The following is a 23,448-nucleotide window of genomic DNA, read 5'->3' as shown; positions in this document are numbered from 1 at the left end:
CGCATGGCCGTGGCATTTTCTGCCTATCTAGTGCGCTGGTGTCTAAGGTACACTTTATGGTTGACGCAAAATCTAAATTGACTTCCCCTGGGGTTTGGAATGAGTGACCAGCAAGACGTGAAGAGCGTGGATAAGGGTCGCCGCAATTGGTTGATCGCGACATCCGTCGCTGGCGGCGTCGGAGGCGTAGCGGTAGCGGTTCCTTTCGTCAGTACTTTTGCACCATCGGAGAAGGCCAAAGCCGCGGGTGCTCCAGTCGAGGCGGATATTGGCGCGCTGAAGCCAGGCGAGATGATGACTGTCGAATGGCGCGGCAAGCCGGTCTGGATCATGCGGCGCACGGACGAACAACTGGCGTCGCTGAAGAAGACGGACGGCGAGGTGGCCGATCCCAATTCCGAGATTGCATTCACCATGCAGACGCCTGAATACTGCAAGAACGAAACCCGTTCGCGCGCAGAACACAAGGACGTCCTGGTCGTGGTGGGTATCTGTTCCCACCTGGGCTGCTCGCCGTCGGGCCCCTTCGCTGCCGGTGCCAATTCCCAGCTCGGCTCCGATCCCGGTTTCCTTTGCCCCTGCCACGGGTCGACCTTTGACCTCGCCGGGCGCGTCTTCAAGAACAAGCCGGCTCCGCAGAATCTCGATGTTCCCCCCTACCAGTTCCTGACCGACAGCAAGATCGTGATCGGCAAGGACGAGAAAGGAGAAGCCTGATCATGGCGGCCGAAAAACAAGTCAAGACGACCGGCCTGCTGGGCTGGATCGACGCCCGCTTCCCCGCAACCCAGCTGTGGGAAGACCACCTCTCCAAGTACTACGCGCCGAAGAACTTCAACTTCTGGTACTTCTTCGGTTCGCTGGCGCTGCTGGTGCTGGTGATCCAGATCGTCACCGGCATCTTCCTGGTGATGAACTACAAGCCCGACGGCACTCTGAACGCCGCCGGCATTCCCGTGGCCTTCGCCAGCGTGGAATACATCATGCGCGAAGTCCCCTGGGGCTGGCTGGTGCGCTACATGCACTCGACCGGCGCCTCGGCCTTCTTCGTGGTGGTCTACCTGCATATGTTCCGGGGCCTGCTGTACGGTTCGTACCGCAAGCCGCGCGAGCTGGTCTGGATCTTCGGCTGCCTGATCTTCCTGTGCCTGATGGCGGAAGCCTTCATGGGCTACCTGTTGCCATGGGGCCAGATGTCGTACTGGGGCGCCCAGGTGATCGTGAACCTGTTCTCGGCGATTCCCGTGATCGGCCAGGACCTGTCGCTGTTCATCCGCGGTGACTACGTGGTGAGCGATGCAACGCTGAACCGCTTCTTCTCGTTCCACGTCATCGCCGTGCCGCTGGTGCTGCTGGCGCTGGTCATTGCCCACATCATCGCGCTGCACGAAGTGGGTTCGAACAACCCGGACGGCGTCGAGATCAAGGCCAAGAAGGATGAGAACGGCATCCCGCTGGACGGCATCCCGTTCCACCCGTACTACTCGGTGCACGACACGCTGGGCGTTGCCGGCTTCCTGCTCCTGTTCTCGGCCGTGATCTTCTTCTTCCCGGAAGTGGGCGGCTATTTCCTGGAACACAACAACTTCTTCCCGGCTGACCCGCTGAAAACCCCGCCGCATATCGCGCCGGTGTGGTACTTCACGCCGTTCTACTCGATGCTGCGTGCCACCACGTCGAACTTCCTGCCGATCCTGTGGGTGTTCTTCGCGCTGCTGCTCGGCATGGTGTTCCTGCGCAGCAAGGATGCGCGCGTGAAGATCGGCGCCATCGCCGTCGCGGTGATCCTGGCCGTGGGCTTCTACTTCATCGACGCCAAGTTCTGGGGCGTGCTGGTGATGGGCGGCTCGGTGGTGATCCTGTTCTTCCTGCCGTGGCTGGACCACTCGCCGGTCAAGTCCATCCGCTATCGTCCTGCCTTCCACAAGACCATCCTGGCCGTCTTCGTGGTGGTGTTCCTGGTGCTCGGCTATCTTGGCGTGCAACCGCCGTCGCCGGTCGGTGAGAAGGTGTCGCAGCTCGGTACGCTGCTGTACTTCGCCTTCTTCCTGACCATGCCGCTGTGGAGCCGTGTCGGCGAGTTCAAGCCGGTCCCGGAGCGTGTCACGTTCCACCCGCACTGAGCGAAGCGAACCCCGACAAGAGCACAAGGACACAAGATGAAAAAGCTGCTTTCGATCCTCGCGCTGGCCGGCGCCTGCTTTGCCGGCGCGCCTGCCATGGCATCCGAGGGGGGCTTCCCCCTTGAGCCGGCACCGGTGAACACCGCTGACCTGTCGTCGCTGCAGCGCGGCGCCAAGCTGTTCGTCAACTACTGCCTGAACTGCCACGGCGCATCGATGATGCGTTACAACCGGCTCAAGGACATCGGCCTGACCGACGACCAGATCCGCGAGAACCTGCTGTTCAGCGCGGACAAGGTTGGCGAGACCATGACCATCGCCATGCAGCCGAAGGAGGCCAAGGCCTTCTTCGGTGCGCAGCCGCCGGACCTGTCGGTGATCGCCCGCGCCCGCGGTGACGACTGGCTCTACACCTACCTGCGCACGTTCTACCGTGACGACAGCCGCGCCACCGGCTGGAACAACCTGGTGTTCCCGAGCGTCGGCATGCCGCACGTGCTGTGGGAACTGCAGGGCCAGCGCGCCGCCAAGTTCACGGAAGTGGAAGAGCACGGCGAGAAGGTGCACAAGTTTGCCGGCTTCGAGCAACTGAGCCCGGGCAAGCTGAGCAAGGTCGAGTACGACCAGGCCGCCGCTGACCTGGTCAGCTTCCTGGACTGGATGGCCGAGCCGGCGCAGAACCACCGCAAGCGCCTGGGCGTCTGGGTGCTGCTGTTCCTGGGCGTGTTCACTGTCTTTGCCTGGCGCCTCAACGCCGCGTACTGGAAGGACGTGAAGTAAAGGCATGCCAGGGCCCGAATCCGGGCCCGGACAAGGCAAAGGCCAGGGGTGGCCGCTGCGAAAGCAGCACCGCCCCTGGCCTTTTCTCTTGGAAAACCTGCCGAAGCGGGCCAATAAAGTGCGTCATTTGCCACTAATTTGCTTTCTGGTGGTCGACTTTGGCAGAATGGCAGACCTTACTGTCCGACCCTGCTTCGGCTAAGCCCAAGGAATCCAACCATGATGGTGTTGTATTCGGGTACGACTTGCCCGTTTTCCCAACGTTGCCGCCTTGTCCTGTTTGAAAAGGGCATGGATTTTGAAATCCGCGACGTCGACCTGTTCAACAAGCCCGAAGATATTTCGGTGATGAACCCGTACGGCCAGGTGCCCATCCTGGTCGAGCGCGACCTCATCCTGTATGAGTCGAACATCATCAACGAATACATCGACGAGCGCTTCCCGCACCCGCAGCTGATGCCGGCCGATCCGGTGCAGCGTGCCCGCGCCCGCCTGTTCCTGTTCAACTTCGAAAAGGAACTGTTCACCCACGTCTACACGCTGGAGAACGAAAAGGGCAAGGCCGCGGAGAAGAACCACGAACGCGCCCGCGCTGCGATCCGCGACCGCCTGACGCAGCTCGCGCCGATCTTCGTCAAAAACAAGTACATGCTGGGCGAAGAGTTCTCGATGCTCGACGTCGCCATCGCGCCGCTGCTGTGGCGCCTGGACCACTACGGCATTGAGCTGTCGAAGAACGCCGCGCCGCTGCTGAAGTATGCTGAACGCATTTTCAGCCGTCCCGCGTACATCGAAGCGCTCACCCCGTCCGAAAAGGTGATGCGCCGCTAACCGGCACCGGCCCGAAGGCATCCGCCCTCGGGCCACTACGGCGCCATTGGAAGCACAATGCCTGAAACCTCCACCAAGCCCTACCTGATCCGCGCCATCTATGAATGGTGCACGGACAACGGCTTCACGCCGTACATCGCCGTCTTCGTCGACGCCAACACCAGCGTGCCGCGCGAGTTCGTCAAGAACAACGAGATCGTGCTCAACGTCAGCTTCGACGCCACCAGCGGCCTGGACATGGGCAACGAGTGGATCACCTTCAGCGCACGCTTTGGCGGCGTCTCGCGCAAGATCGACGTCCCTGTCGAGAACGTGCTGGCCATCTACGCCCGTGAGAACGGGCAGGGCATGGCCTTCCCGGTCGAACGCAGCCTGCCGGAAACGCAGGCCGCCACCGAGCGCGAAAACAACCCGCCGCCCAAGCTGGCCCCGGTGGAAGCCGAGACCTCGGCAACTACCACCGACTCCGGCCCCGGCGACGACGACACGCCACCCCCGGTGCCCCGCATTGGCAGCAAGAAGCCCGCACTGAAAGTGGTGAAGTAAGCCATCCCAAAGCGGACCGCAATGCAGTAGAATCGCGGTCTGCACCAGACATGCCGGCTTAGCTCATCAGGTAGAGCAGTTGATTTGTAATCATCAGGTGGCGGGTTCGAGTCCTGCAGCCGGCACCATATAAAACAAGGGGTTACGTGAATTTCACGCAACCCCTTGTGCTTTCTGGGCGCTGAAAAGTACATTTTCGGTACAGTCAGCTCTCAGAACAGGTACATGGCAACCATCGTCAAGACACCTTCCGGCACCTGGAAGGCGGTCATTCGCAAGATCGGCTGGCCGACCACGGCCAAGACATTCCGTACGAAGCGCGACGCCGAGGATTGGGCGCGACGGACCGAGGATGAGATGGTCCGAGGGGTGTACCTTTCTCGCGCACCGTCTGAAAAGCTCACCGTATCCGTTGCCTTGAAGCGTTACATGGAGGAGGTGTCGATCACTAAGAAGCCCACCACCCAGCGCAGCGAGCGCTTTACCTCCCAGCACTTGGATGCCTTCTTCGGGAAGTATTCAATGGCGGCAGTCAGTGCCGACCTGGTGGCCAGGTACCGTGATGTGCGTTTGGCTGCTGGAAAGTCGAACAACACGGTGCGCATCGAGTTGGCGATGCTTGGGCACCTTTTCCGCATCGCGATCCAAGAGTGGGGCATCGGGCTAACCTTCAATCCGGTCGCAAACATCCGAAAGCCTAGTCCTGGGCCAGGGCGCAATCGCCGCCTGACCGCTGACGAGCAGAAGCTGCTGTTCACCGCCGCGGAGTCGCACAGCAACCCCATGCTTGGATGGATCGTTCACCTCGCAGTAGAAACTGGAATGCGGTCCTCCGAGATCACAGGCCTGCGCCGTTCCCAGATTGACCTGCGGCGGCGCGTTGTAACGCTCGTGGATACGAAGAATGGATCTGCCAGGGTGGTGCCTCTGACGCGTGCTGCCACCGCGGTTCTCCAGCAGGCACTCGACAACCCAGTTCGTCCCATTGACACGGATCTCATCTTTTTTGGTGAGCCGGGTAGGGATGGTCGGCGCGCGCCCTACGTATTCCAGAAGCTTTGGGCTCAGATCACCGCAGACATAGGCCTCGGCGACCTGCACTTCCATGATCTGCGGCATGAGGCCGTGAGTAGGCTGGTGGAGGCAGGGCTGAGCGACCAGGAGGTGGCGGCAATCAGTGGCCACAAGTCGATGCAGATGCTGAAGCGCTATACGCATCTTCGCGCCGAAGATCTGGTGGTGAAAATGGATCGGCTAGGGGCTAACTGAACGGCCAAGCGAACGTGGTCAACCGGCTCGTACTGGAGACGCAACCGCTTCGGTTGGTAGTTAGGGCGTGGACTGACTTGCGTCCATTGCCTGTGGATATCCTGTGAAGACGCTGGGGATATTTCCCCCTATTTGGGGACATGTCACCCCCTAAACTGGGACATACGACCCCCTAAATGGGGACATATCGCCCCGCATTTCCAAGCCAGGCAAGGGTTTCAGTGACGTAAACGTTGTTTAAAGGTTTACTAAAAGTTGTTGATAAGGAACGTGGCCTGCAAGCACCGGCATGATCGACGCCGTTCACCATATGTCCCCAAATAGGGGAGCTGATGAGCGTTAGTTTCCAAAGATCGTGACGGTCGTGACATAAATAACCAAATAACACGGACAGCTGGCAATTTAAGATCTGTTTTTTGTCGTGTGGCCGCATTCCTCCTCTTTGGCGGGGACAAATTACCAAGTGGGAGTGTGATCGAAGTGACTTGGGCCCGACTTATGGCCACGGTCAAGATCAACAGAGCCAGCTCATTTGTAGGCGGAATACAGCGCCAAAGCAGCGTACCGACGAGCCTGTTGTGGCCTCCATTCGAGAAGATGCAAGAACGGATTCTCAACGAACATGCCGACGTTAAAGGGCCCGTGAGGGCGGTACGCATGCTGGATTGCCTGGCGGTGGCGTCGGTCTGATGAAATTCTTTCCTGTTCTAGCCCCACGATGTAGCTCGACAGGTCATCAAAAATGCCCCAGGCGCGTAACAGAGGATGGAGGCCTGCTAGTGCAAGCCTTACGCATAGGTACGCTCTTAGCCCATGCTCTGCCAGAAAGCCACGGGCATGGCCTTTCAGGCGATATAGGACCAGCGCTCGACTAAGGTCTTCGATCGTAGTGGCCAGGCCGCAATCGTAGTTGCCATACAGGCGCATTTCCAAGTCAGTGACAACGACTTCGAAGTCCGCTGTAGGTCCCCAGGTCCCGTCATATTCGCCTGCGAGCGGCAAAAGGTCCCAAAGCCGCTCCGCCGCGTGTTCGTGGCCCCAGAGCGCCGTCCATAGATTGGCTGGCCCTTGCCAAAACAGTTCAGTCACGCCGAGGTAGGGAAGGTACTCGCGCCCATACTTCGGCTGCTGCGAGAGCACTGCATACGCGCGGGCTACCGGGCGCAACCCGCGAGGAGCTGTCACAGCTGCGTAGTAGCGATCGTCGGGAAACAATTCATGCAAAAGGTCCAGGGATTCCCTGGTCAACGCCGCATCGCCACGGAAGTTTCTTCTCCACTTCCTAGATCGCTCGGTACCCCAATCGACCAATGGGTGTCGCTCAGACATTGTCTGATCAAACCATCGAGCAAACTGGTCTGCGTTGTCGGCGCATGTTGTACGGGCGAGCAGATCAAACATTGTCGCGACGGTTCGGATCCGATCTCGCAATCGAGCGTCGCGGCACTTAATTGTTCCGGCCGGCCGGCCACGCTTCTTTCGAGGTGACGCATTCAGCCAAGGGTCCTGCGGTTGTCCTTGCATCGGCCTCTTAGATGCGGAATTTCTTTTACCCCGAAATGTAGCGCAGTTTGCGGAAGAATACCGACGTCAATCGCAACATTGCGATGCAAGAGGAGTGGGCTTTGACCTCAACATTTGCGATCCTGAAGGACAAGTATTCGGTGTTACTCACGCTGCAGCAGCTGGCTGAAGTTCTAAGTCGGAGTCCGGACGGGCTTCGCATCAGCTTGGCCACATCTCGGTCGGATTGGGCTAGTCACATCAACGCGACGAAGATCCACATTGGCCGGCGCATGTACTTCCGTACGGAAGGCATTGCTCGACTTATTGACGAAGAAATCTCGGCGTCGCAAAGATGAGTGCCATAGCACCGACTGCGGACGCGAGCTTTCGAGCCGAGACCACGTGGTTTCATGTGTTTCGCTCGATGTTCTCCTCGCGCGATGCAGCAAGGATGGGGCCTTATGCTGTCACCGTGTACCTGGTCATCAAGGCGCATGCCAACTTCAATACTGGTAACTCCTTCCCTTCGATTGACGTAATCGTCGATGAAACAGGCATCAGCAAAAGCCAGGTGATACGGGTCCTAAAGGTCTTGGAGACCTTTGGTTACCTCAAGCGGACAAAGGCCGGCCGGAAGAACGAGTATCGCCTTCGCGAAAAGGTGTCGATTCGCGATGGAAGGGGGCAACAGGCAGCCGTGGCGACTTGGGATTACCTTCCGACCACTGTACAAGCAGCCATGGCCGACTTAAAGAACCTCATGCTATCCGGAGATTTCTCTGGCTCCAGGGTCGTTCATATCGAGCGCTTGCAGATCAATGTCACGCATGCCGGCCGCGATGTCATCACACTAAACGCAGCGGATTTCGATGAGCTTCCGATCGCGACCCAGGAGGCACTCCTGTCCCTGCGAGGCAAGCTTCCCTCAAGGGACGTGATAGAAGTTATACACAGCTCTGAGTGACACGTATCCATCAGACACCTGATGCCATCGAATCGGTGTCTGGTAGGTACCTGATGGGCAGGGAAAGGTGTCTGCCAGAAACCCTAACAAGATATATCTTTTTACTAAAAAAGAAGCGCCCCCGGACTCTTGTTGGCTGTGGACAACTGAAAATGAAGACGGCAAAAGAGGCCCAGTGGGCCAGGAGCGTGCAACCGCGGCCCCCAACGCGAGCGGTAGTCTTCGACGCGTTTGGCACGCTAGTAGCGATCAGGCAACGGCGATGGCCATTCGCAAGGCTTGTGCGAGCGACGGCCGACCCGCGTCACGCGCTACAAGTTGTTATGACAAGACCGCTTGGGCTGCGCGAGGCAGCGCAGACGCTACGTTGCAACGAAGTCCCGCTCTCATCCCTTGAAGCTGACTTGGCTATCGAGCTGGACAGCATCACGCTGTTTCCAGAGGTTTCAGAGGCGCTGGCGGCCATTCGTGCGCTTGGTCTCAAGATCGGTATCGCCTCGAACTTGGCCGCACCCTATGCGGAGCCTGTGGCGCGGCAATTGCCTATGGTGCTCGACGCCTATGCATGGTCATTTGAGATCGGTTTCCTCAAGCCCGATCCCATGCATTACCGGTGGGTCTGTGAGGAGCTGCAAGTGACACCAGAAGAAACTCTGATGGTTGGTGATACCCTTCTGGCGGATTTCCACGGGGCGCGCTCCTACGGGCTGCAGGCGGTTCACCTAGATCGTAGTGGGCGAGCGCCAAAGCCAGATGTCCCGACAATTCGGACGCTGGTTGAGACCTTGGCGTGGCTTTGACTTGTTGGGGGTATTCACGGTGAATACCCCGTGCTGTTGTTTAGCCCTTTTTGGCGTGATTCACGGTGAATCAGGGGGAACTAACAGTCTGCCAACAGAAAACTAACACCCAACTAACACAAAGCTAACACAAAGCTAACACAAAGCTAACACTTCTCGGGCTGGCCTCACCCCTTGCTAACATTTTACTAACACATAGCTAACACAAAACTAACACCTGCTAGCTGAAGATGGCCTCAGGCCGCCGGATCGTCGCCGCGAAAATCCGCGGGAATGGAACATAAAGGGTGTGGCACATGTGTTGTGCAAATTGGAGTTATGTTATTGTTTTATATAGAATTTTTTGTGCTACGATGATCGAAATTTTCGGCGAATTGTGTTCGGATCCGAATACAAAACGTGCGTAGTTAGGCGAACTAGTCGGCCTGCCGTTAAGTTTTGAACACCACTCCACAGCTTACCAACCTCCACAGCTTACCAACAAATTTCCTACGGCTTTCCGGCAGTCCCAAGGAGCCTTCCAACACCCTTCCAACACCCTTCCAACTGAGGTTAAGCGCACCTGCTGTCGGTAGTAAGCGAGCTGCTATCGCGCAGGCCCTGCAATTATGGTGAAAGGCCGTTGTTCTTCACCTTCCTGGGCGTTTCGGCTGATTCGTTGAAGAACAGCGCCTGCCGCCATATGTGGCTGAGCAAATAACGCCTCAACGCGAGCTCGCGCAGCATGTAGTTCTGCCCTTACGTCGTCCGTACGCCGCCACCGGCGGCCGAGGCGAATCGTTTCGAACTTCGAAGGTTCGTTCGAAAAGGCGATGTTCAAGAGGACATCTGCCTGTGCGCGCGCACGAGCGAACGACAACGATTTCCTGGAAGGCCGCGGCATACGAGCTTGGGGCATGGCACTTTCTGGGGAGCAGTATGCAAAATATTAACCCGGGGCGATGCGACAACGTTCTCCGGGGGCTCGACCGTTTGCCGGCGACCTGGTCGGGCGCCAAGCGCTCTCTGCCCCGCTGACCGGCTACCTCGACCGGCGCGGTGCCGGCGCTCGATGCGCCGAGGGGCGAGCAAGAATGGTTCGCCGCCTAGCGTCCCCCTATGCTATTTGCATACGCGACGAGGGTTACTTGCTCTCCTGTGCGGGACAACCCTTGAATTGATGCTGCAATTACCGTATCGCGGACGCGTATCAAGCTTTGAACTTGAGGGTCATTTACGGCAAAAGTATAGCTAGCGCCTTTGACCCATTGGTCTATCTTCGCAGTCCCGAAGGTAATCGCCTTGGATGGGTCCGAGTTAGGGTAATGGATTCCATAGGACGTCACGCGAATTGCATCACTCAAGAGAAAATCAAACGCCAAAGAATTCTTGGGGTCGCGATAACTGAAGGTTGGATAAGCCCTCGCCTTTATTACCTGAACGCCGGCGGAGGTGGCGGATGCGGTGGGAATTAAGGTATTAGGGAAAAACGTGTTATCAAAATATAGATATGGCGCATATACCTCGTTAACTATGCGTGAAAAAGTTTCGTAAGCAATCCAGCCGAATCCATTATCACCCCATTCCGATGCTCCCCAGCTATTCATGATCTTAAAAGCATTGCGATTATCGTCGTAACCTGTCACGACCATGCAGTGTCCTCCTAGTGAACAACTGGTATCGCTTGCGGGATGGGAGTAAACTCCTTTCCCAGCTGGGCCTGTGAAATTTTGGAAGTCAGGGTAGACCTGCATTCCAAATGGCAATAGTTGCTGAAAGAACAAAGCGTCTCGTATTGAAAGAATATCCTTGGGGTCAATCTTGCTATAGCCGTGAATTGTGAAAAGCCTGGCATTGCTTGGGGCGTAGCAGACTTTATCCGAGTACGGCACATCTAGATTAGATGCTATTCCCTCTGTCACCAGAATATCCAGTGCGTCGCGAACATACGTGCCATTGCCACACGAATTTCGCTCACGAAGCATAAGTTTTGCATAAAGATCTGCTGGACTGGCCTGACTGGCAGCAGTATTGGGCAGGGTGCGGTTGAATAGAGATGACATCGACGACGCCATTGCGTAACCCGTACCCCACGCAACGCACGATCCCTGCTGCCCCTGATTTCCGACCGGCGGTATGAGACCGCTTCGATATCCGAAATCCGACAGATCGGCGGAATTGTCAAACGTTGCCGGCAATGGGTTACTAGAGGGAATGGATATTCGCGGCGCTGCTGCAACGGCCTGGAGATCGGCTTGAGAAGCGAAGGCCATGCCCATGGAGAACGTTGGGCGAGTGCAGGCCGGGGTTATTTGAGGATTTGGGGCTGGCGATGGATCATCGCCGCCACCACCGCCACAACCAGATAGAAGCGGTAGTTCCAAAGCGAGCGACGCGCCGGCCAGCCCGGCCTTCAGGATGTCTCTTCGTTTCATGTCTTCCTCCCCCATGAGCGGAAATGCGTGACGTGATTTACCACATTGGATGGAACCTGGCTCTGGCGTTTGATTTATGAGGTCGCCGTATAAAGTGGCAAGGGACCACGATGAATGCAATTACCCATAAGGAGGTAGCCTTCGGGATAGGTTGACAATCTCTTAATGCGCGGATAGTGCGTATTACGAGCACTGTCAACGGAGCGAGACGCCAAAGGAGGGGACTGGCAGTAACCGGTATCGGAGACGAGCAGCGAGGTTAGGCTGGTAGCCCGTCGTGGAAGGCTTCCAGGGACCCTATGCTGTGCTCGGGCAGCGTGGCAGAATCCCCTCTCTAATGGCGGCGACACTCTATGGGTGACCAATAGCCACCTCGTGAGCAGCAGCGAGCACCCGGTACAGATCTCAGGGGTGCGGTCTCCCTAGACAAGCTACATAGATTGATTCATGGAAAAACTAATCTCTTCGGCCAGCCTCAAGACTGACCAGCTAGCTCAGCAACTGATCGAGCACCTCGAAACAAACGAGCAGCGCCTTGGGCTTGAGAATGCCATTCTGTACTACGGCTTTCCGCTTTTCCGTGACTACGACTATGAGATCTTCCGCCCGACCGTCCTGCTGCTGGACAAGGTACAGGGGATTACGGCCATCAAGATCGTAGGGACGACGCTAGAGCTGACATTAGAAGATGAGGGGCTCGACCAGTTCCACAGCATGCTGTTTGGCCGACTACTGAACAGTAGGAAACTCCGGCGGGGCAAACGCGATCTGGCGCTGGATTTGAACATGATCCTCTACGCGCCGGGAGGCGATGGCGCGGGCACTGACCCAGAGGAACTGAACAGCGAGCTATGCTTTTCGTTACAGGGACTTGATGATGTCTTGGGCGGAGAGCAGAACCAGGAGTTGACTGACGAACAATTTGCAGAAGTTCGATCAATTGTCGAGGGCGTTCGTGCGCTTGTGAAGCCCGTGGCCCGGGATGTTCCCTCCGAGCAGAATAGGGCAGACATTCTGCGGGCATTGGAAACAGAGGTCTCCAATTTCGATATCAGCCAACGAAAAGCCGCAATCTCGGTCACTAGCGGCCCCCAGCGTATTCGTGGACTGGCGGGATCGGGTAAGACCATTGTACTGGCTTGGAAGGCAGCCTATTTCCATCTGGAGAATCCAGATCACAAGATACTGTTCACCTTTTACACAAAGAGTCTGTACGATACTATTCGACGTCAAATCACGAAATTTTATCGACACTTCAGAGACGTCGATCCGAATTGGGATAATCTCCATATTATGCATGCCTGGGGCGGTAGAAACGTCGAGGGCGTCTACTACAATGCATGTTTGGATAACGATGTTGTTCCGAAGAATTTCGCAGATTTAAAGAACGTTGTTGATCCATTCGGTGTCGCCTGCGCGGAGTTAATTACCAAGGTAAGTGTTAAGCCCGCATATGACCATGTATTTATAGACGAAGCACAAGACTTCCCTAATACATTCTTCCAGCTTTGCTTCTTCCTTGCTAAAGGCGAGCGCGATTCGAAGTCGTTAATTTGGGCGTATGACGAACTCCAGTCCATTTTTGACGTTCGTACTAGGACGCCCGCCGAGTTGTTTGGGAAAGATAAGGATGGTTCCGCCCGCATGGACCTGACTCGCGCCGCTGCGGCATCGGGCTTGGAGCGATTTGTATCAAATGACGTGGTGCTGGAAAAATCGTATCGTAATCCGCGCGAAATTCTTGTTTGTAGTCACGCCTTGGGCTTCGGACTTTATGGCCCTAAGATTGTGCAAATGCTGGATGGCGAAGCCCATTGGCAGGATGTAGGGTATGAAGTAACAAGCGGGAAATTGGAGAAAGGCCAGAAAGTTGAAATTTTCAGGCCCGAAAAGAACAGTCCCTTATCCATCAATAGATTTCAGTCGAAGAGCGAATTGCTCGAACTTTATGCGGCGGCCGACTTCAAGGATGAAATCCGATGGGTGGTTGATGCTATCCTAAGCGATCTGGCAGCCGGTCTTCGCCCGGATGATATTATGGTCATTTCTTTAGATGAAAGAAATGCCAGAACATATTTTAAAGCGCTTGGAAACCAATTATCGGAGAACGATGTCTCGGTTCACGATATGCTCTCCAACCCCTTTGGAACATCGCGCTTCTCCGTGGATGGCCATGTCACGCTCTCTACAGTGTTTCGCGCTAAAGGGAACGAGGCCGCTTCGGTCATATGTATTGGTGTTGATTCAATGGCTGCGCAGCGTGCGACACGGAAGGGGAGGAATAAGCTGTTTACCGCCTTTACTCGGACACGCGCCTGGCTACGAGTAAGCGGCATGAAGCCGTCAGCAGATCTCCTTATAAGCGAGCTCGCAACGGCATTGCAAAATGCCCCTTATCTTAAGTTTACGTTCCCTGATTTGGGCGAGATCGATACTATTCAGCGAGATCTAAGTAAGCGTGAGGAGCGCATTGGCAAGCTGCGGGCTAAGTGGGCAAAAGATCTCGAAATGGCTGGTCTTACGGAAGAGGAAATGGCCGTCGAGCTCACCGCGGAGCTCAAAAAATGACGCTGGCAGATTTTTGCCGCAGTATAAGAAAGGCCCAAGCGTACATAGCTGAAATGGATGAGATCCGGCAAGTTGGGCCGGTATCGTCGCTGGAGGTTTCGACTGATATTAAAAGGTTGGCTCTTACGCCAGGGGTGAAATATCGGGATATCTATTTTGCCGCTATGCGGGAGTCAGCATTTAATGTGCTCCTTCGTGATTACTCCTTTTTTCAATATTCATATACCACTGAATACGAGATTCGTTGCGCTTTCTATCCGTCGCCGTTTACTGATGCGGCGCTGAAAGAAATGTTTGAATACGAGGACCTTGTAGCGGAAGGGGTGCTGGAGTTCGAGGAATTATCGAGTCAGCTGGATTCTACGCAAATTGAAGTAATTCGACCGCTCATTCGCTACGAGTATTCTCACGAACAATATCGAAAGCTCTTACACCCAACTTCGCATCTTCATATTGGGATGCATGGGGAAGATCGGTGGCCTGTCGCGAAGCGATTGAATCCAGCCACTTTTACCCTGTTGATTTTTAGGATGTATTTTTCTGCTGCCTGGGCTAAAGGTAAATTGCCGTTAGAGGAAAACGGATACCTTAATCGCTTCGACTGGGAGTATGCGCAAGAACGAAGAATTTTGGCTGCAACCCCCGATGCAAAGTTTTGCGCAGAGGAGAAGGCGCATTTTCATATTTTCTGATCGCCACTTTCGATGCCATTTGGGCTATTGAACGGCCGCAAGGTCCGTCACGAAAAATACCCGTGAGCATCCAGATTGACGGTACCCTTCTGCCCAACTGTCATCATCTTTTCAGAAGTAAGCCTTGGCATGGCTTTTGGACGTGTGCGGCTTCTGGCGCCGGCGAGCAAAAGTCTTCATTCCTGCGGGCGCAACCAAGGTTGCAGCCGTCACCGTACTTTGTAGCCAGGTCCCACAAATCTGGCATCTTGGTTGAGAAAGCAGTCTTTGAGGCGGCAAGGTACCGCAGCTGGGCGAAGGCGATTGCCTATGAGCATCCACACACCGCCAAGGCCCTTGACACCCTGGCGGACAGTTATGAGGACCAAGTGCGTCGACATGATGAAGACGCTGAGCGTCTGGACTGGAAACACTAGACTCGTGGCAGGCACAAAAACCGTTCTCTCCTCGTCGGCCTTGGCGAACCCAATTCCCTGAGCTACTGCCGTGCCTCTAGGTGCGTAACAGTGTGCTGATATTTTGGCACCTTGGCATCACACGCATCGGTACATCTTCAGTACAGACGGTAGTTCGGGCGGGCTACGCCAAACTACGCTAAGTTGCTGATGTATAAGTACTTTTATGTGCTTTAGATTACGCTCGCATTCGGTTGATTTCTCTAAGCGCACGGCGTTAAGGGCAAATTTGTAATCATCAGGTGGCGGGTTCGAGTCCTGCAGCCGGCACCAGAATTTGAAAACGGGCTACGCAAGATTGCGTAGCCCGTTTTGTTTTTGTGGCAAGGGCGCACAGCCGCTCAATGCCGAGCTGATTTCCAAGACCGAGTTCAAGGCGCGCGCCCTCGAGTATTTCCGCCAGATCGAAGCCTCGGGCGAGCCGGTCATTGTCACGGACCACGGCAAGCCCACACTTGAAGTGCGTCCCTATCGCGGGCTGGAGCGCGACCCCCTTCAGGTATTACGCGGCACCGTGGTGCGCTACGACGCGCCGACGGAGCCAGTGGACGTTGAGGGGGAGGCCGAGCGGTGATCGTGCTGGATAAGCGTGCCTTATTCCCTTACTGCACCCAGCGCAGCACTCAGCTTTCCAGCAAACCGCGACCCATCCCCAAACGTCATCACCAACTGCCGCGTAGCCCGCGTCATCGCCACATACATCAGCCGCGCTTCGTCTTCATCCGCCTCATCGTGCTTATGCGGCATCCCCGTGGCCGGAATGCACACCAGCGGAAACTCAAGCCCCTTGCTGCTATGCATCGTGATTACCTTGACGCTGTCCGCGCCGGGCGTAAATCGCTTGGTGATTTGGGGACATTCGAACGGAATGCCCTTGCGCGTCAGCGCGCTGGTGACGTGTCCGACCGTGTCCCAATGGCGATAGAGCACCGCCATTTCTGACCAGGGCGTACCAGCCCGGTTCTCGTCAGTCAGGATCTGCGCAATGCGCTCAGCTTCCGCCTCTACGTTTGGCAATTCGATCAGCAGCGGTTTGTTGCCGCGGCGCCCGGCACCGACAGGTTGCACGGTAGGCGCTTCGTCTTCGGTTGCCTCGGTCGGCCGCAGCAACTCATCCGCAAAGCTGCGCGCGACAGCCAGAATCTCCTGCGTATTGCGGTAGTTCAGCTTGAGGATGGTCGTACGGCCTCGGGCCTGGATGCCCACGCTGGCAAAGGTCATCCCGCGTTTCCTGGCGCCGCCATAAATGGACTGCGCATCGTCGTAGAGCACCAACAGGGAATTGCTCTCCGGATTCACCATCTGCACGACCAGCTTGAACCACTCCGGCCGGAAGTCATGCCCCTCATCGATCAGCACGGCGTCGTACTGGCCGGCCGGGATCGCTTTCCGGTCCACGCCCTGGATGACCCGATTCACCATTTCCTCAAACAGCGCATCACTGGGGCGGCCCTTGGGGCGGTCAATGTTGTAAGTCTCCAACTGCCGCGAGCACCACGCGTGGAAGTTATAGACATGGACCTTTTCTTCGATGCCTTTCTCGATCATCGTCGCCGCCAGCTTGGCGGCGAGGGTCTTGTTGTAGCAAAGCACGAGCACTGGCCGTGTGACGATCTTTGCCAGATGCTCAGCCCGGTAGCCGAGGATCATCGTCTTGCCAGAGCCGGCGACGCCATGAATGACCCGGTGACCTTCGCCAAGGCTGCGTGCCAGCTGCTCCTGCTGGAGATCCATGACGCGAAGGATGTCAGGCATATCCAGCGGCTCCGCGGCTTCCTCCGGGAAGAGCGCGCGTTGCTCCGGCATGCGGATCTGCGGGAACAGGTGCCAGCGAATCCGCTCGATCTGCGGCAAGGAAAGCTTGAAGGTGAACTTGACCGGGAACATCTCCCACAGGCGCTGCTGGAAGTGTTCCGCGTCGACCGACTCGTACATCTCGTCCTGGCAGATCACCAGGTGCGGCGGCAGGACGTCGCCGAGGTTGGTCTTGTCGAACTGGGCACGCGTGATGTTGGACAGGACGACGCCGCAGCCGTAGGGAAAGAAGGGTTTGCCTTTCAGCGAGCCGCTAGGCCAGACCAACTGCGGATCGCGCTGCAGCAGGTTGGTGACATAGAACATGTACTGGCGGGCTTGCTCGAGGGGATTCATCTCCCGCACCAGCCCGCGATCCGTCAGCAGCGTGACATCGCGCTGGTCGATTTCCCGGATGGTATCCAGCCTCCAGTCTTTCACCTCCAACACCAGCAGACCCCGGCTGGGATGGAAGACGATGAAATCCGGATGCCTGGTTTTCTCTCCGATGGCGACGTCATACCAGCACAGGTAGTCGTCCTCCAGCTTTGTCTCCAGACGCTCGGCGAAGCGTCTCTCTCCACTGGTCATGCGCGAAGTGACCGAACCCAGCGCGGGAATCAGCGTGGCCATGCGTTGTTGCTCTTCTTATTGCCCGTTCAGGAGCTGCGCTGACCACGGTAGGTGTCGCGGACCCGGTGCGACGGCGGTCAGGCAGGTTTGTTATGCGGCAATTGTAGGCACAAAACGGTAACGGTGGCTATTTCGGTAGTTTTGGTGATTTGCCGGTTGGCGACACTGGCGAGCCGGCGGCTCCGGGGGACTGCCAAGCAGTCTGCGCCTGCTTTCCGGCGATACGCGCCGCCGATCCGTCGATTCCCGCCACCCCCATATCAGAGCCCGGATCGCAGTGGTAACCTCCCGCTATCTCCGCCCCCAGCCACCCGCACGTGCACCCCCCAGACTCCCGCATCTGGCGATCCGCCCCCGAGCAGCGCGCCTTTGAAGACGCCCGCCGCCGCGTGCGCGCGCTGCGTTTCTTCTATATGCACGCCATGGTCTACGTGGCGGTCAATGCATTGCTGATCGGCTTCCATCTGGTGGGATCGCCGCATCGGCCGTGGTCTGGTGGGCCGCTCGTGGGCTGGGGTATCGGGCTGGCGATACACGGCGTGATGACGTGGAGTCGCGTCGGCCTGCTCGGGCGGCAGTGGGAAGAGCGCAAGATCGCGCAATACATGGCGCAGGAACAGGTGCGCACGCTGTCGACGGAGAAGCAGCTGGTCGAAGCCCGCATGCGCCTGCTGCAGGCCCAGATCGAACCGCACTTCCTGTTCAACACCCTGGCCAACGTGGTCAGCCTGATCGAGCCCGCGCCGCAGAAGGCCACGCTGATGCTGGAGCATTTCATCGCGTACCTGCGCGCATCGCTTGCAGCCAGCCGCGCCACGCAAGGCACGGTAGCGCAGGAGGCCAAGCTGCTGCGTGACTATCTGGCGCTGATCCGGATCCGCATGGGGGACCGGCTGCACTACTCGGTCGATGTCGACCCCGAACTCGAATCGATGCCGCTGGCGCCGATGCTGCTGCAGCCAGTGGTCGAGAATGCGATCAAGCATGGGCTGGAGCCCAAGATCGAAGGCGGGCGGCTGCTGGTCCGGCTGGAGCGGCGCGGCCCGCGCATGCTGGCGACCATCGAGGACGATGGCATGGGCTTTCGTCCCTCGGCCGGCGCTGGCGTCGGGCTTTCTAACCTGCGTGAACGGCTGGCCGTGCTGTATGACGGTGACGCCCACGTTCGGATTGAAGAACGCTCGCCCGGCACTGCCGTGCTGATCGAAATCCCGCTGCCGCGTGCATTCTGAAACGGAGACGCCCATGACGCCCACCGCCCTGATTGCCGACGACGAAGAGCACCTGCGCGCATATCTGCGCAGCAAGCTGCAACGCCATTGGCCAGAACTGCAGATCGTTGCCGAGGCGACCAACGGCATCGAAGCCGCCGACGCCATCGCACGGTTGTCGCCGAGCGTAGCCTTCCTCGACATCAAGATGCCCGGCCTGTCCGGCCTGGAGGTGGCGCAAGGGATTGAAACCGATACGCGGCTGGTGTTCGTTACGGCCTATGATGAATTCGCGCTCGATGCGTTCGAGCGCGCGGCCGTCGATTACCTGGTCAAGCCGGTCAGCGAGGAACGGCTCGGCCGCACCATCGAGCGGCTGCGCAAGGCGTTGCAGGAAGCGGCGCCTTTGCCGGAACTGGCACAGCTACTCAGCCAGCTCACACGCGCCCAGCCGCGCGCGGAAAGCGGCGGCCAGTTGCGCTGGGTACGCGCCAGCCGTGGCAATACCACCAGCCACGTGCCGATCCAGGAAGTGATGTACTTCCAGAGCGACGACAAGTACGTGGTCGTGCATACCCGCGATGGCGAGCACCTGATCCGCACGCCGCTGGCGGAGTTGATCGCCGGCCTCGATCCCGAGGTGTTCTGGCAGATCCACCGCTCGTCCATCGTCAACATGGAATACGTGGCCGGAACGCGCCGCGATGAGGCAGGGCGGCTCTTTGTCCGGATGCGTGACAGCGAAGCCGAACTGCCGGTATCGCGCGCCTACATGCACCGCTTCCGGCAGATGTAAGGCGGTCGGTGGCGCCACTGCGCCGCCGGCTGAGGGATTCACTTGCGATCCATGAATTCCTGGATCTTGCGCTGTTCCCAGTCACGCCCGCGGCGCGACAGCCGCATCCATACCAGCAACCCATGCACGGTCAGCGCCAGGCCCCAGGCCAGGGTGGTGGTCAGCGGCCATGGCCAGCCGGTGGCGGCGTAATGCGACCACCGCGGCGACGGAAAGTAGAAGAAGCGGAACCACAGCCAGCCGTTGACGACAGCGTAGACCAGCAGGTGGATGTACCAGCCGCGCAGGGCGTGCACCATGCGGCGCGCGCGCCAGTAGGCCATGGCGTTGGGGTCGTCGTTGGGCGGGAAGGCGTGGTGCATGGGATACCTCGTGATCAAGATGGTTGGCTTGCGTCAGGTATAGGCCATCGCAAAGCGCCGCTCCAGGCCCAAGGGCCGAATCGACGGATTTCGTTCGCCGGTGGGCGCGCGGATCGCGCGAATGTCGGCGGGTCCGACCCTCCCCCCGACTTGTTGCAGCTCTTGACCCGTCTCGCCGGGAATACCCGCATAGGAAAAGCCCAGTCCTTCACCATAATCATAGTAATTATGATCATAAATACGAAGCGATGGATTCCAAGCCGACCCCGCAGATAGAGGGCAGCAAACGCGTGAAGCGCTCGGACCAGGTGGTCAACGATATCAAGCGCTGGATCGTGCAGACGCACCAGAAGGTCGGAGACAAGCTGCCGCAGGAAGCAGCGTTGATCGAACAGATGGGCGTCGCACGCGGGACGGTGCGTGAGGCGCTTGCCTCGCTGCAGGCGCAGGGGCTGGTCAAGGTCAGCACGGGGCCAAACGGCGGTGCCACGCTGACGCAGCCGCCTTATGAGCGATGCCTGGAGGCAGTGTCCAACTTCCTGTACTTCCAGTCGGTCGACATCGTCACGCTGTACGCCCTGCGCCGCGCGGTTGAGCCGGAGCTGGCCGCCAACGCCGCCTTGCGCCTGACCGATGCCGACATCGCCGATCTCGAAGCGCTGATCGGGCTGAGCCACCCGGAACATGGCGGCAGCACGGACTGGAACGAGCGGCGCGAGGCCGACCTGCTGTTCCACGACCGCCTGGCCGATGCCTGCAGCAGCCCAATGCTGGCGTTGTTCTGCCGCCTGCTCAACGACATCATCCGCCGCGTCATCGTGGTCCGGAATGCTCAGGATGATTTCGACGACTTTGATGAAGAGATCTTCCACAGCCACAACGCGCTGATTGAAGCCTTCCGGTCGCGTGACCCGGAGCGTGCGCGTGCCCTGATGCAGGAGCACATGGAGCATGCCGAATCCCTGGCCCTGGAAGCCGAATCCCGCGTGGACCGCGGGAGCTTGCTGATGAGCCCGGTCGACTGATCCCCTGACGCGCTAGCGTCCCCCTTTTTTCTGCACACCCAACCGCCATCGTCGCATCCGACACGGCGGGTGGGATTCCTATTGCCTGAATCCTGGGAGCCTTGACGTGAAACCTGCTGAATTGCTTTGGCGCTGGAGCGCTGTCGATATTGCCGATGCCGTGCGGCGGCGCGAGATTTCCTGCCGCGAGGTCACGGCCAGCGTGCTGGCCCGCATCGATGCCCTTAACCCTCGCCTGAATGCGTTGCCGGAGGTGCTGGCAGAAGAGGCGCTGGCCAGCGCGGATGCCGCGGACCGCCAGGTCGCTGAGGGCGCAGAGCTGGGGCCGCTCCATGGCGTGCCGGTCACGATCAAGATCAATGTCGACCAGGCCGGCCATGCCACCACCAACGGCGTGATCCCGCTGAAGCACAACATTGCGCGTGAGGATGCCCCCGTGGTTGCGAACCTGCGTAGTGCCGGGGCCATCATCGTCGGGCGCAGCAATACGGCTACCTATTCCTCGCGCTGGTTTACCGACAACGGCCTGCACGGGCGCACGCTGAACCCGTGGGATGCGGATATCACCCCCGGCGGCTCCAGCGGCGGTGCCGCGTCCGCGGTCGCTTCCGGCATGGGGGCGCTGGCGCATGGCAATGACATCGGCGGCTCCATTCGCTATCCGGCCTATGCCTGCGGTGTCGTCGGCTTGCGGCCGACGACCGGGCGGGTGCCCGCGTACAACCCGTCGGCCACTGCCGAGCGCAGCATCACGCCACAACTCATGTCCGTGCAGGGGCCGCTTGCGCGCAGCATTGCCGACCTGCGGCTCGGCTACCACGCCATGGCCCGCTATGACGGGCGCGACCCGGCATGGGTGCCGGTGCCGCTGGAACTGCCGCTGCCGCCGGGACCGATACGCGTGGCGCTGTTCCGGCGGTGTCCGGGCGTTCCCGTCGATCCCGCGGTCAGCGCGGCGCTGGACAGTGCCGGGCAATGGCTGCAGCAAGCGGGCTACGCCGTCGAAGAAGCCAGGCTGCCTGACTTCATGGAAGCGGCAGCGCTGTGGCGCACGCTGACGGTCGACGACAGCCGCCGCAACATCATCGCAGGCGTTGACCAGCATGGCGACGACGCCATGCGGCAAAGCCAGCGCAACATGCTGGACGGGATGCAGGAGACCGACCGCGATGGCTTTCTCGATGCCCTGGCGCGACGCCAGGCGATCGCACGCAACTGGTCGCTGTTCATGCAAACGTATCCGCTGGTGCTGATGCCGGTGTCGTGGCAGCGCCCGAGCGTGCAAGACGCGGATACCCGCACGCCCGAAGAGAACCGGGCCTTGCTGGACGCACAGAGCCCCATGCTGGCAACAGCGATGCTCGGCATGCCGGGGCTGTCCGTGCCGACTGGCATGGCCGGCGGCGTGCCGGTCGGCGTGCAGCTGATGGCATGGCGCTTCCGCGAAGACCTGTTGCTGCGAGCCGGCCAGGCCATTGAGGACGCGGCGCGTTTTACCCCTTACAGCGACCTGCAAACCGGCATCTAGACCCAGGAGCTTCCCATGAACGAACGCAAACCTGCTTACGCCCCACGGCTGTCGCGCCGCGCCATGCTGGCCGGCACCGCCGCCGCTCTGTGTACCGGTGGCCTGCTCTCCAGGGCCGTATGGGGGCAGTCCGTATCGCGCATCATCGTGCCGTTTCCGCCGGGAGGGCCGGCCGACTACATGGGCCGCCTGCTGTCCGAGAAGCTGAAAGATGCCATGGGCCGTACCGTCATCGTCGACAACCGCCCCGGTGCCGGGACGCGCGTGGCGGCCGAAATGCTGAAGAACGCCCCGGCCGACGGCACCACCGTGCTGCTGGCACCTGTCGATCCGATGTTCATCGGGCCGCTGATCTACAGCAATATGCGCTTCAACCCCGCCACCGACTTCACGGCGATCACCGATGTGACGGGCGTCCAGTTCGGTATTGCAGTCAGCGCCAGCTCACCCATCAAGACACTGGCCGACTTCGTCAAGGCCGCCAGGGCCAAGCCGGCTGACTATTCGATCGGCATCAGCACGGTTGGCTCGCTGCTGCATTTCCTTGCCGTGGAGTTCGTCAGCCAGTCGCGCACCGGCAGTACGCTGGTACCGTATCGCGGTGGCGCGGCGATGGTGACGGAAATAATGGGTAACCAGGTCGCGGCGGGCATGGACGCCATCACGAGCTTCACCGAACTGCATCGCGGCGGCAAGCTCCGCGTGCTGGCCGTGGCAGGGGAAAAGCGCGCTGATGCCTTGCCGGATGTGCCTACGTTTGCGGAGTCTGGTTTCCCCAACCTGGTGACCTCGTCGCGCTACCTGCTTTATGTCCGCGCCAACACGCCGCCCGACGTGACCACGCAGTGGTATCAGGCCGTGCGCAAGGTGCTGGCCATGCCGGATGTGCGCGAAAAGCTCGCGCGCGCTGGCTATGACATCTTGCCGGGCGGCACTGCTGATGAGGTTGCCAGGTATGCGAGCGCGCTTTCGGCACGGTGGACGCCGGTGATCAAGGCGTCGGGTTTCAAGGGGGATTGAGAGGAATTTCGTAGCCGCACCCCAAACTCGGCTGGAGACGATTTCCATTTGTGTCAGCTTGCTGGAGAATTCCCGCGGCACCCTCCTCCTGTAGGGTGCCGCTTTGTATTAAGCATGTCTGTCCCAGTGTC

Annotated in this window: 20 protein-coding genes and 1 tRNA gene; 17 read left to right on the top strand and 4 right to left on the bottom strand. The window is 58.9% G+C overall.

Annotated elements, in window-relative coordinates:
- The first annotated feature begins 99 nt into the window (after positions 1-99).
- The 7 genes from petA (at position 100) to C265_RS07380 (ending at position 5,549) form a co-directional block, all read left to right on the top strand.
- Positions 100-717: a ubiquinol-cytochrome c reductase iron-sulfur subunit gene (petA, locus tag C265_RS07410; RefSeq protein WP_010812314.1), complete on the top strand. Its 618-nt coding sequence runs from the start codon at positions 100-102 to the stop codon at positions 715-717.
- Positions 718-719: 2 nt separating this feature from the next.
- The gene (locus tag C265_RS07405) at positions 720-2,123 is read left to right on the top strand and encodes a cytochrome bc complex cytochrome b subunit (protein ID WP_010812313.1); all 1,404 of its coding nucleotides are present in this window, start codon (positions 720-722) and stop codon (positions 2,121-2,123) included.
- Between the two features lie 36 nt (positions 2,124-2,159).
- Positions 2,160-2,903: a cytochrome c1 gene (locus C265_RS07400; RefSeq protein WP_010812312.1), complete on the top strand. Its 744-nt coding sequence runs from the start codon at positions 2,160-2,162 to the stop codon at positions 2,901-2,903.
- A 219-nt stretch (positions 2,904-3,122) separates the two neighbouring features.
- Positions 3,123-3,734 (top strand): glutathione S-transferase N-terminal domain-containing protein, encoded by a 612-nt coding sequence (locus C265_RS07395; RefSeq protein WP_010812311.1) that lies wholly within the window; start codon positions 3,123-3,125, stop codon positions 3,732-3,734.
- A 57-nt stretch (positions 3,735-3,791) separates the two neighbouring features.
- Positions 3,792-4,280, top strand: a complete 489-nt coding sequence (locus C265_RS07390; RefSeq protein WP_010812310.1) for a ClpXP protease specificity-enhancing factor — start codon at positions 3,792-3,794, stop codon at positions 4,278-4,280.
- Between the two features lie 52 nt (positions 4,281-4,332).
- A tRNA-Thr gene (locus C265_RS07385) sits at positions 4,333-4,408 on the top strand.
- A 97-nt stretch (positions 4,409-4,505) separates the two neighbouring features.
- Positions 4,506-5,549 (top strand): site-specific integrase, encoded by a 1,044-nt coding sequence (locus C265_RS07380; protein WP_010812309.1) that lies wholly within the window; start codon positions 4,506-4,508, stop codon positions 5,547-5,549.
- Between the two features lie 528 nt (positions 5,550-6,077).
- Here the strand turns inward: C265_RS07380 and C265_RS07375 are convergent.
- The gene (locus C265_RS07375) at positions 6,078-6,950 is read right to left on the bottom strand and encodes a hypothetical protein (protein WP_144062242.1); all 873 of its coding nucleotides are present in this window, start codon (positions 6,948-6,950) and stop codon (positions 6,078-6,080) included.
- 457 nt (positions 6,951-7,407) lie between these two features.
- On the opposite strand from C265_RS07375, the gene C265_RS07365 reads away from it, so the two are divergent.
- Complete coding sequence (locus C265_RS07365) at positions 7,408-8,019, top strand: helix-turn-helix domain-containing protein (protein ID WP_010812306.1); 612 nt, start codon at positions 7,408-7,410, stop codon at positions 8,017-8,019.
- A gap of 53 nt (positions 8,020-8,072) precedes the next feature.
- On the top strand, positions 8,073-8,819 hold the full coding sequence (locus C265_RS33155; RefSeq protein WP_371258343.1) for an HAD family hydrolase: 747 nt from the start codon (positions 8,073-8,075) through the stop codon (positions 8,817-8,819).
- Between the two features lie 1,085 nt (positions 8,820-9,904).
- Here the strand turns inward: C265_RS33155 and C265_RS31280 are convergent.
- Positions 9,905-11,233: a C1 family peptidase gene (locus C265_RS31280; RefSeq protein ID WP_168163307.1), complete on the bottom strand. Its 1,329-nt coding sequence runs from the start codon at positions 11,231-11,233 to the stop codon at positions 9,905-9,907.
- 447 nt (positions 11,234-11,680) lie between these two features.
- Here C265_RS31280 and C265_RS07355 point away from each other — a divergent pair, with 447 nt between their 5' ends.
- The 3 genes from C265_RS07355 to C265_RS07350 all read left to right on the top strand — a co-directional run bounded on the left by C265_RS07355 (position 11,681) and on the right by C265_RS07350 (position 15,522).
- Positions 11,681-13,801: a DEAD/DEAH box helicase gene (locus C265_RS07355; protein WP_010812304.1), complete on the top strand. Its 2,121-nt coding sequence runs from the start codon at positions 11,681-11,683 to the stop codon at positions 13,799-13,801.
- A complete protein-coding gene (locus tag C265_RS31275) occupies positions 13,798-14,493 on the top strand; it encodes a DUF2290 domain-containing protein (protein ID WP_010812303.1) in 696 nt (231 codons plus the stop codon). Before C265_RS07355 ends, C265_RS31275 begins: the two co-directional genes overlap by 4 nt.
- A gap of 753 nt (positions 14,494-15,246) precedes the next feature.
- Positions 15,247-15,522, top strand: coding sequence for a type II toxin-antitoxin system Phd/YefM family antitoxin (locus C265_RS07350; protein WP_010812302.1), 276 nt, complete (start codon positions 15,247-15,249; stop codon positions 15,520-15,522).
- Positions 15,523-15,542: 20 nt separating this feature from the next.
- On the opposite strand, the gene C265_RS07345 is transcribed toward C265_RS07350, so the two are convergent.
- Complete coding sequence (locus C265_RS07345; protein WP_010812301.1) at positions 15,543-17,375, bottom strand: DEAD/DEAH box helicase; 1,833 nt, start codon at positions 17,373-17,375, stop codon at positions 15,543-15,545.
- Between the two features lie 389 nt (positions 17,376-17,764).
- Between C265_RS07345 and C265_RS07340 the strand changes: the two genes are divergently transcribed.
- Together C265_RS07340 and C265_RS07335 are read left to right on the top strand one after the other, a co-directional pair.
- On the top strand, positions 17,765-18,607 hold the full coding sequence (locus tag C265_RS07340) for a sensor histidine kinase (protein ID WP_010812300.1): 843 nt from the start codon (positions 17,765-17,767) through the stop codon (positions 18,605-18,607).
- Between the two features lie 13 nt (positions 18,608-18,620).
- Positions 18,621-19,382, top strand: coding sequence for a LytTR family DNA-binding domain-containing protein (locus tag C265_RS07335; RefSeq protein WP_010812299.1), 762 nt, complete (start codon positions 18,621-18,623; stop codon positions 19,380-19,382).
- 38 nt (positions 19,383-19,420) lie between these two features.
- Here C265_RS07335 and C265_RS07330 read toward each other — a convergent pair whose 3' ends face one another.
- A complete protein-coding gene (locus C265_RS07330; RefSeq protein WP_010812298.1) occupies positions 19,421-19,744 on the bottom strand; it encodes a 2TM domain-containing protein in 324 nt (107 codons plus the stop codon).
- Between the two features lie 248 nt (positions 19,745-19,992).
- Here C265_RS07330 and C265_RS07325 point away from each other — a divergent pair, with 248 nt between their 5' ends.
- The 3 genes from C265_RS07325 to C265_RS07315 all read left to right on the top strand — a co-directional run bounded on the left by C265_RS07325 (position 19,993) and on the right by C265_RS07315 (position 23,317).
- A complete protein-coding gene (locus C265_RS07325) occupies positions 19,993-20,769 on the top strand; it encodes a FadR/GntR family transcriptional regulator (protein WP_010812297.1) in 777 nt (258 codons plus the stop codon).
- A 106-nt stretch (positions 20,770-20,875) separates the two neighbouring features.
- Positions 20,876-22,297: an amidase family protein gene (locus C265_RS07320; protein ID WP_011616135.1), complete on the top strand. Its 1,422-nt coding sequence runs from the start codon at positions 20,876-20,878 to the stop codon at positions 22,295-22,297.
- Between the two features lie 15 nt (positions 22,298-22,312).
- Entirely contained in the window at positions 22,313-23,317 is a 1,005-nt protein-coding gene (locus tag C265_RS07315; protein ID WP_010812295.1) for a Bug family tripartite tricarboxylate transporter substrate binding protein, read from the top strand.
- Positions 23,318-23,448: the final 131 nt, after the last annotated feature.

The organism is Cupriavidus sp. GA3-3 (genome assembly GCF_000389805.1).
GTDB lineage: Bacteria > Pseudomonadota > Gammaproteobacteria > Burkholderiales > Burkholderiaceae > Cupriavidus > Cupriavidus necator_D.
This window is presented reverse-complemented; position numbering and strand designations above follow the sequence as displayed.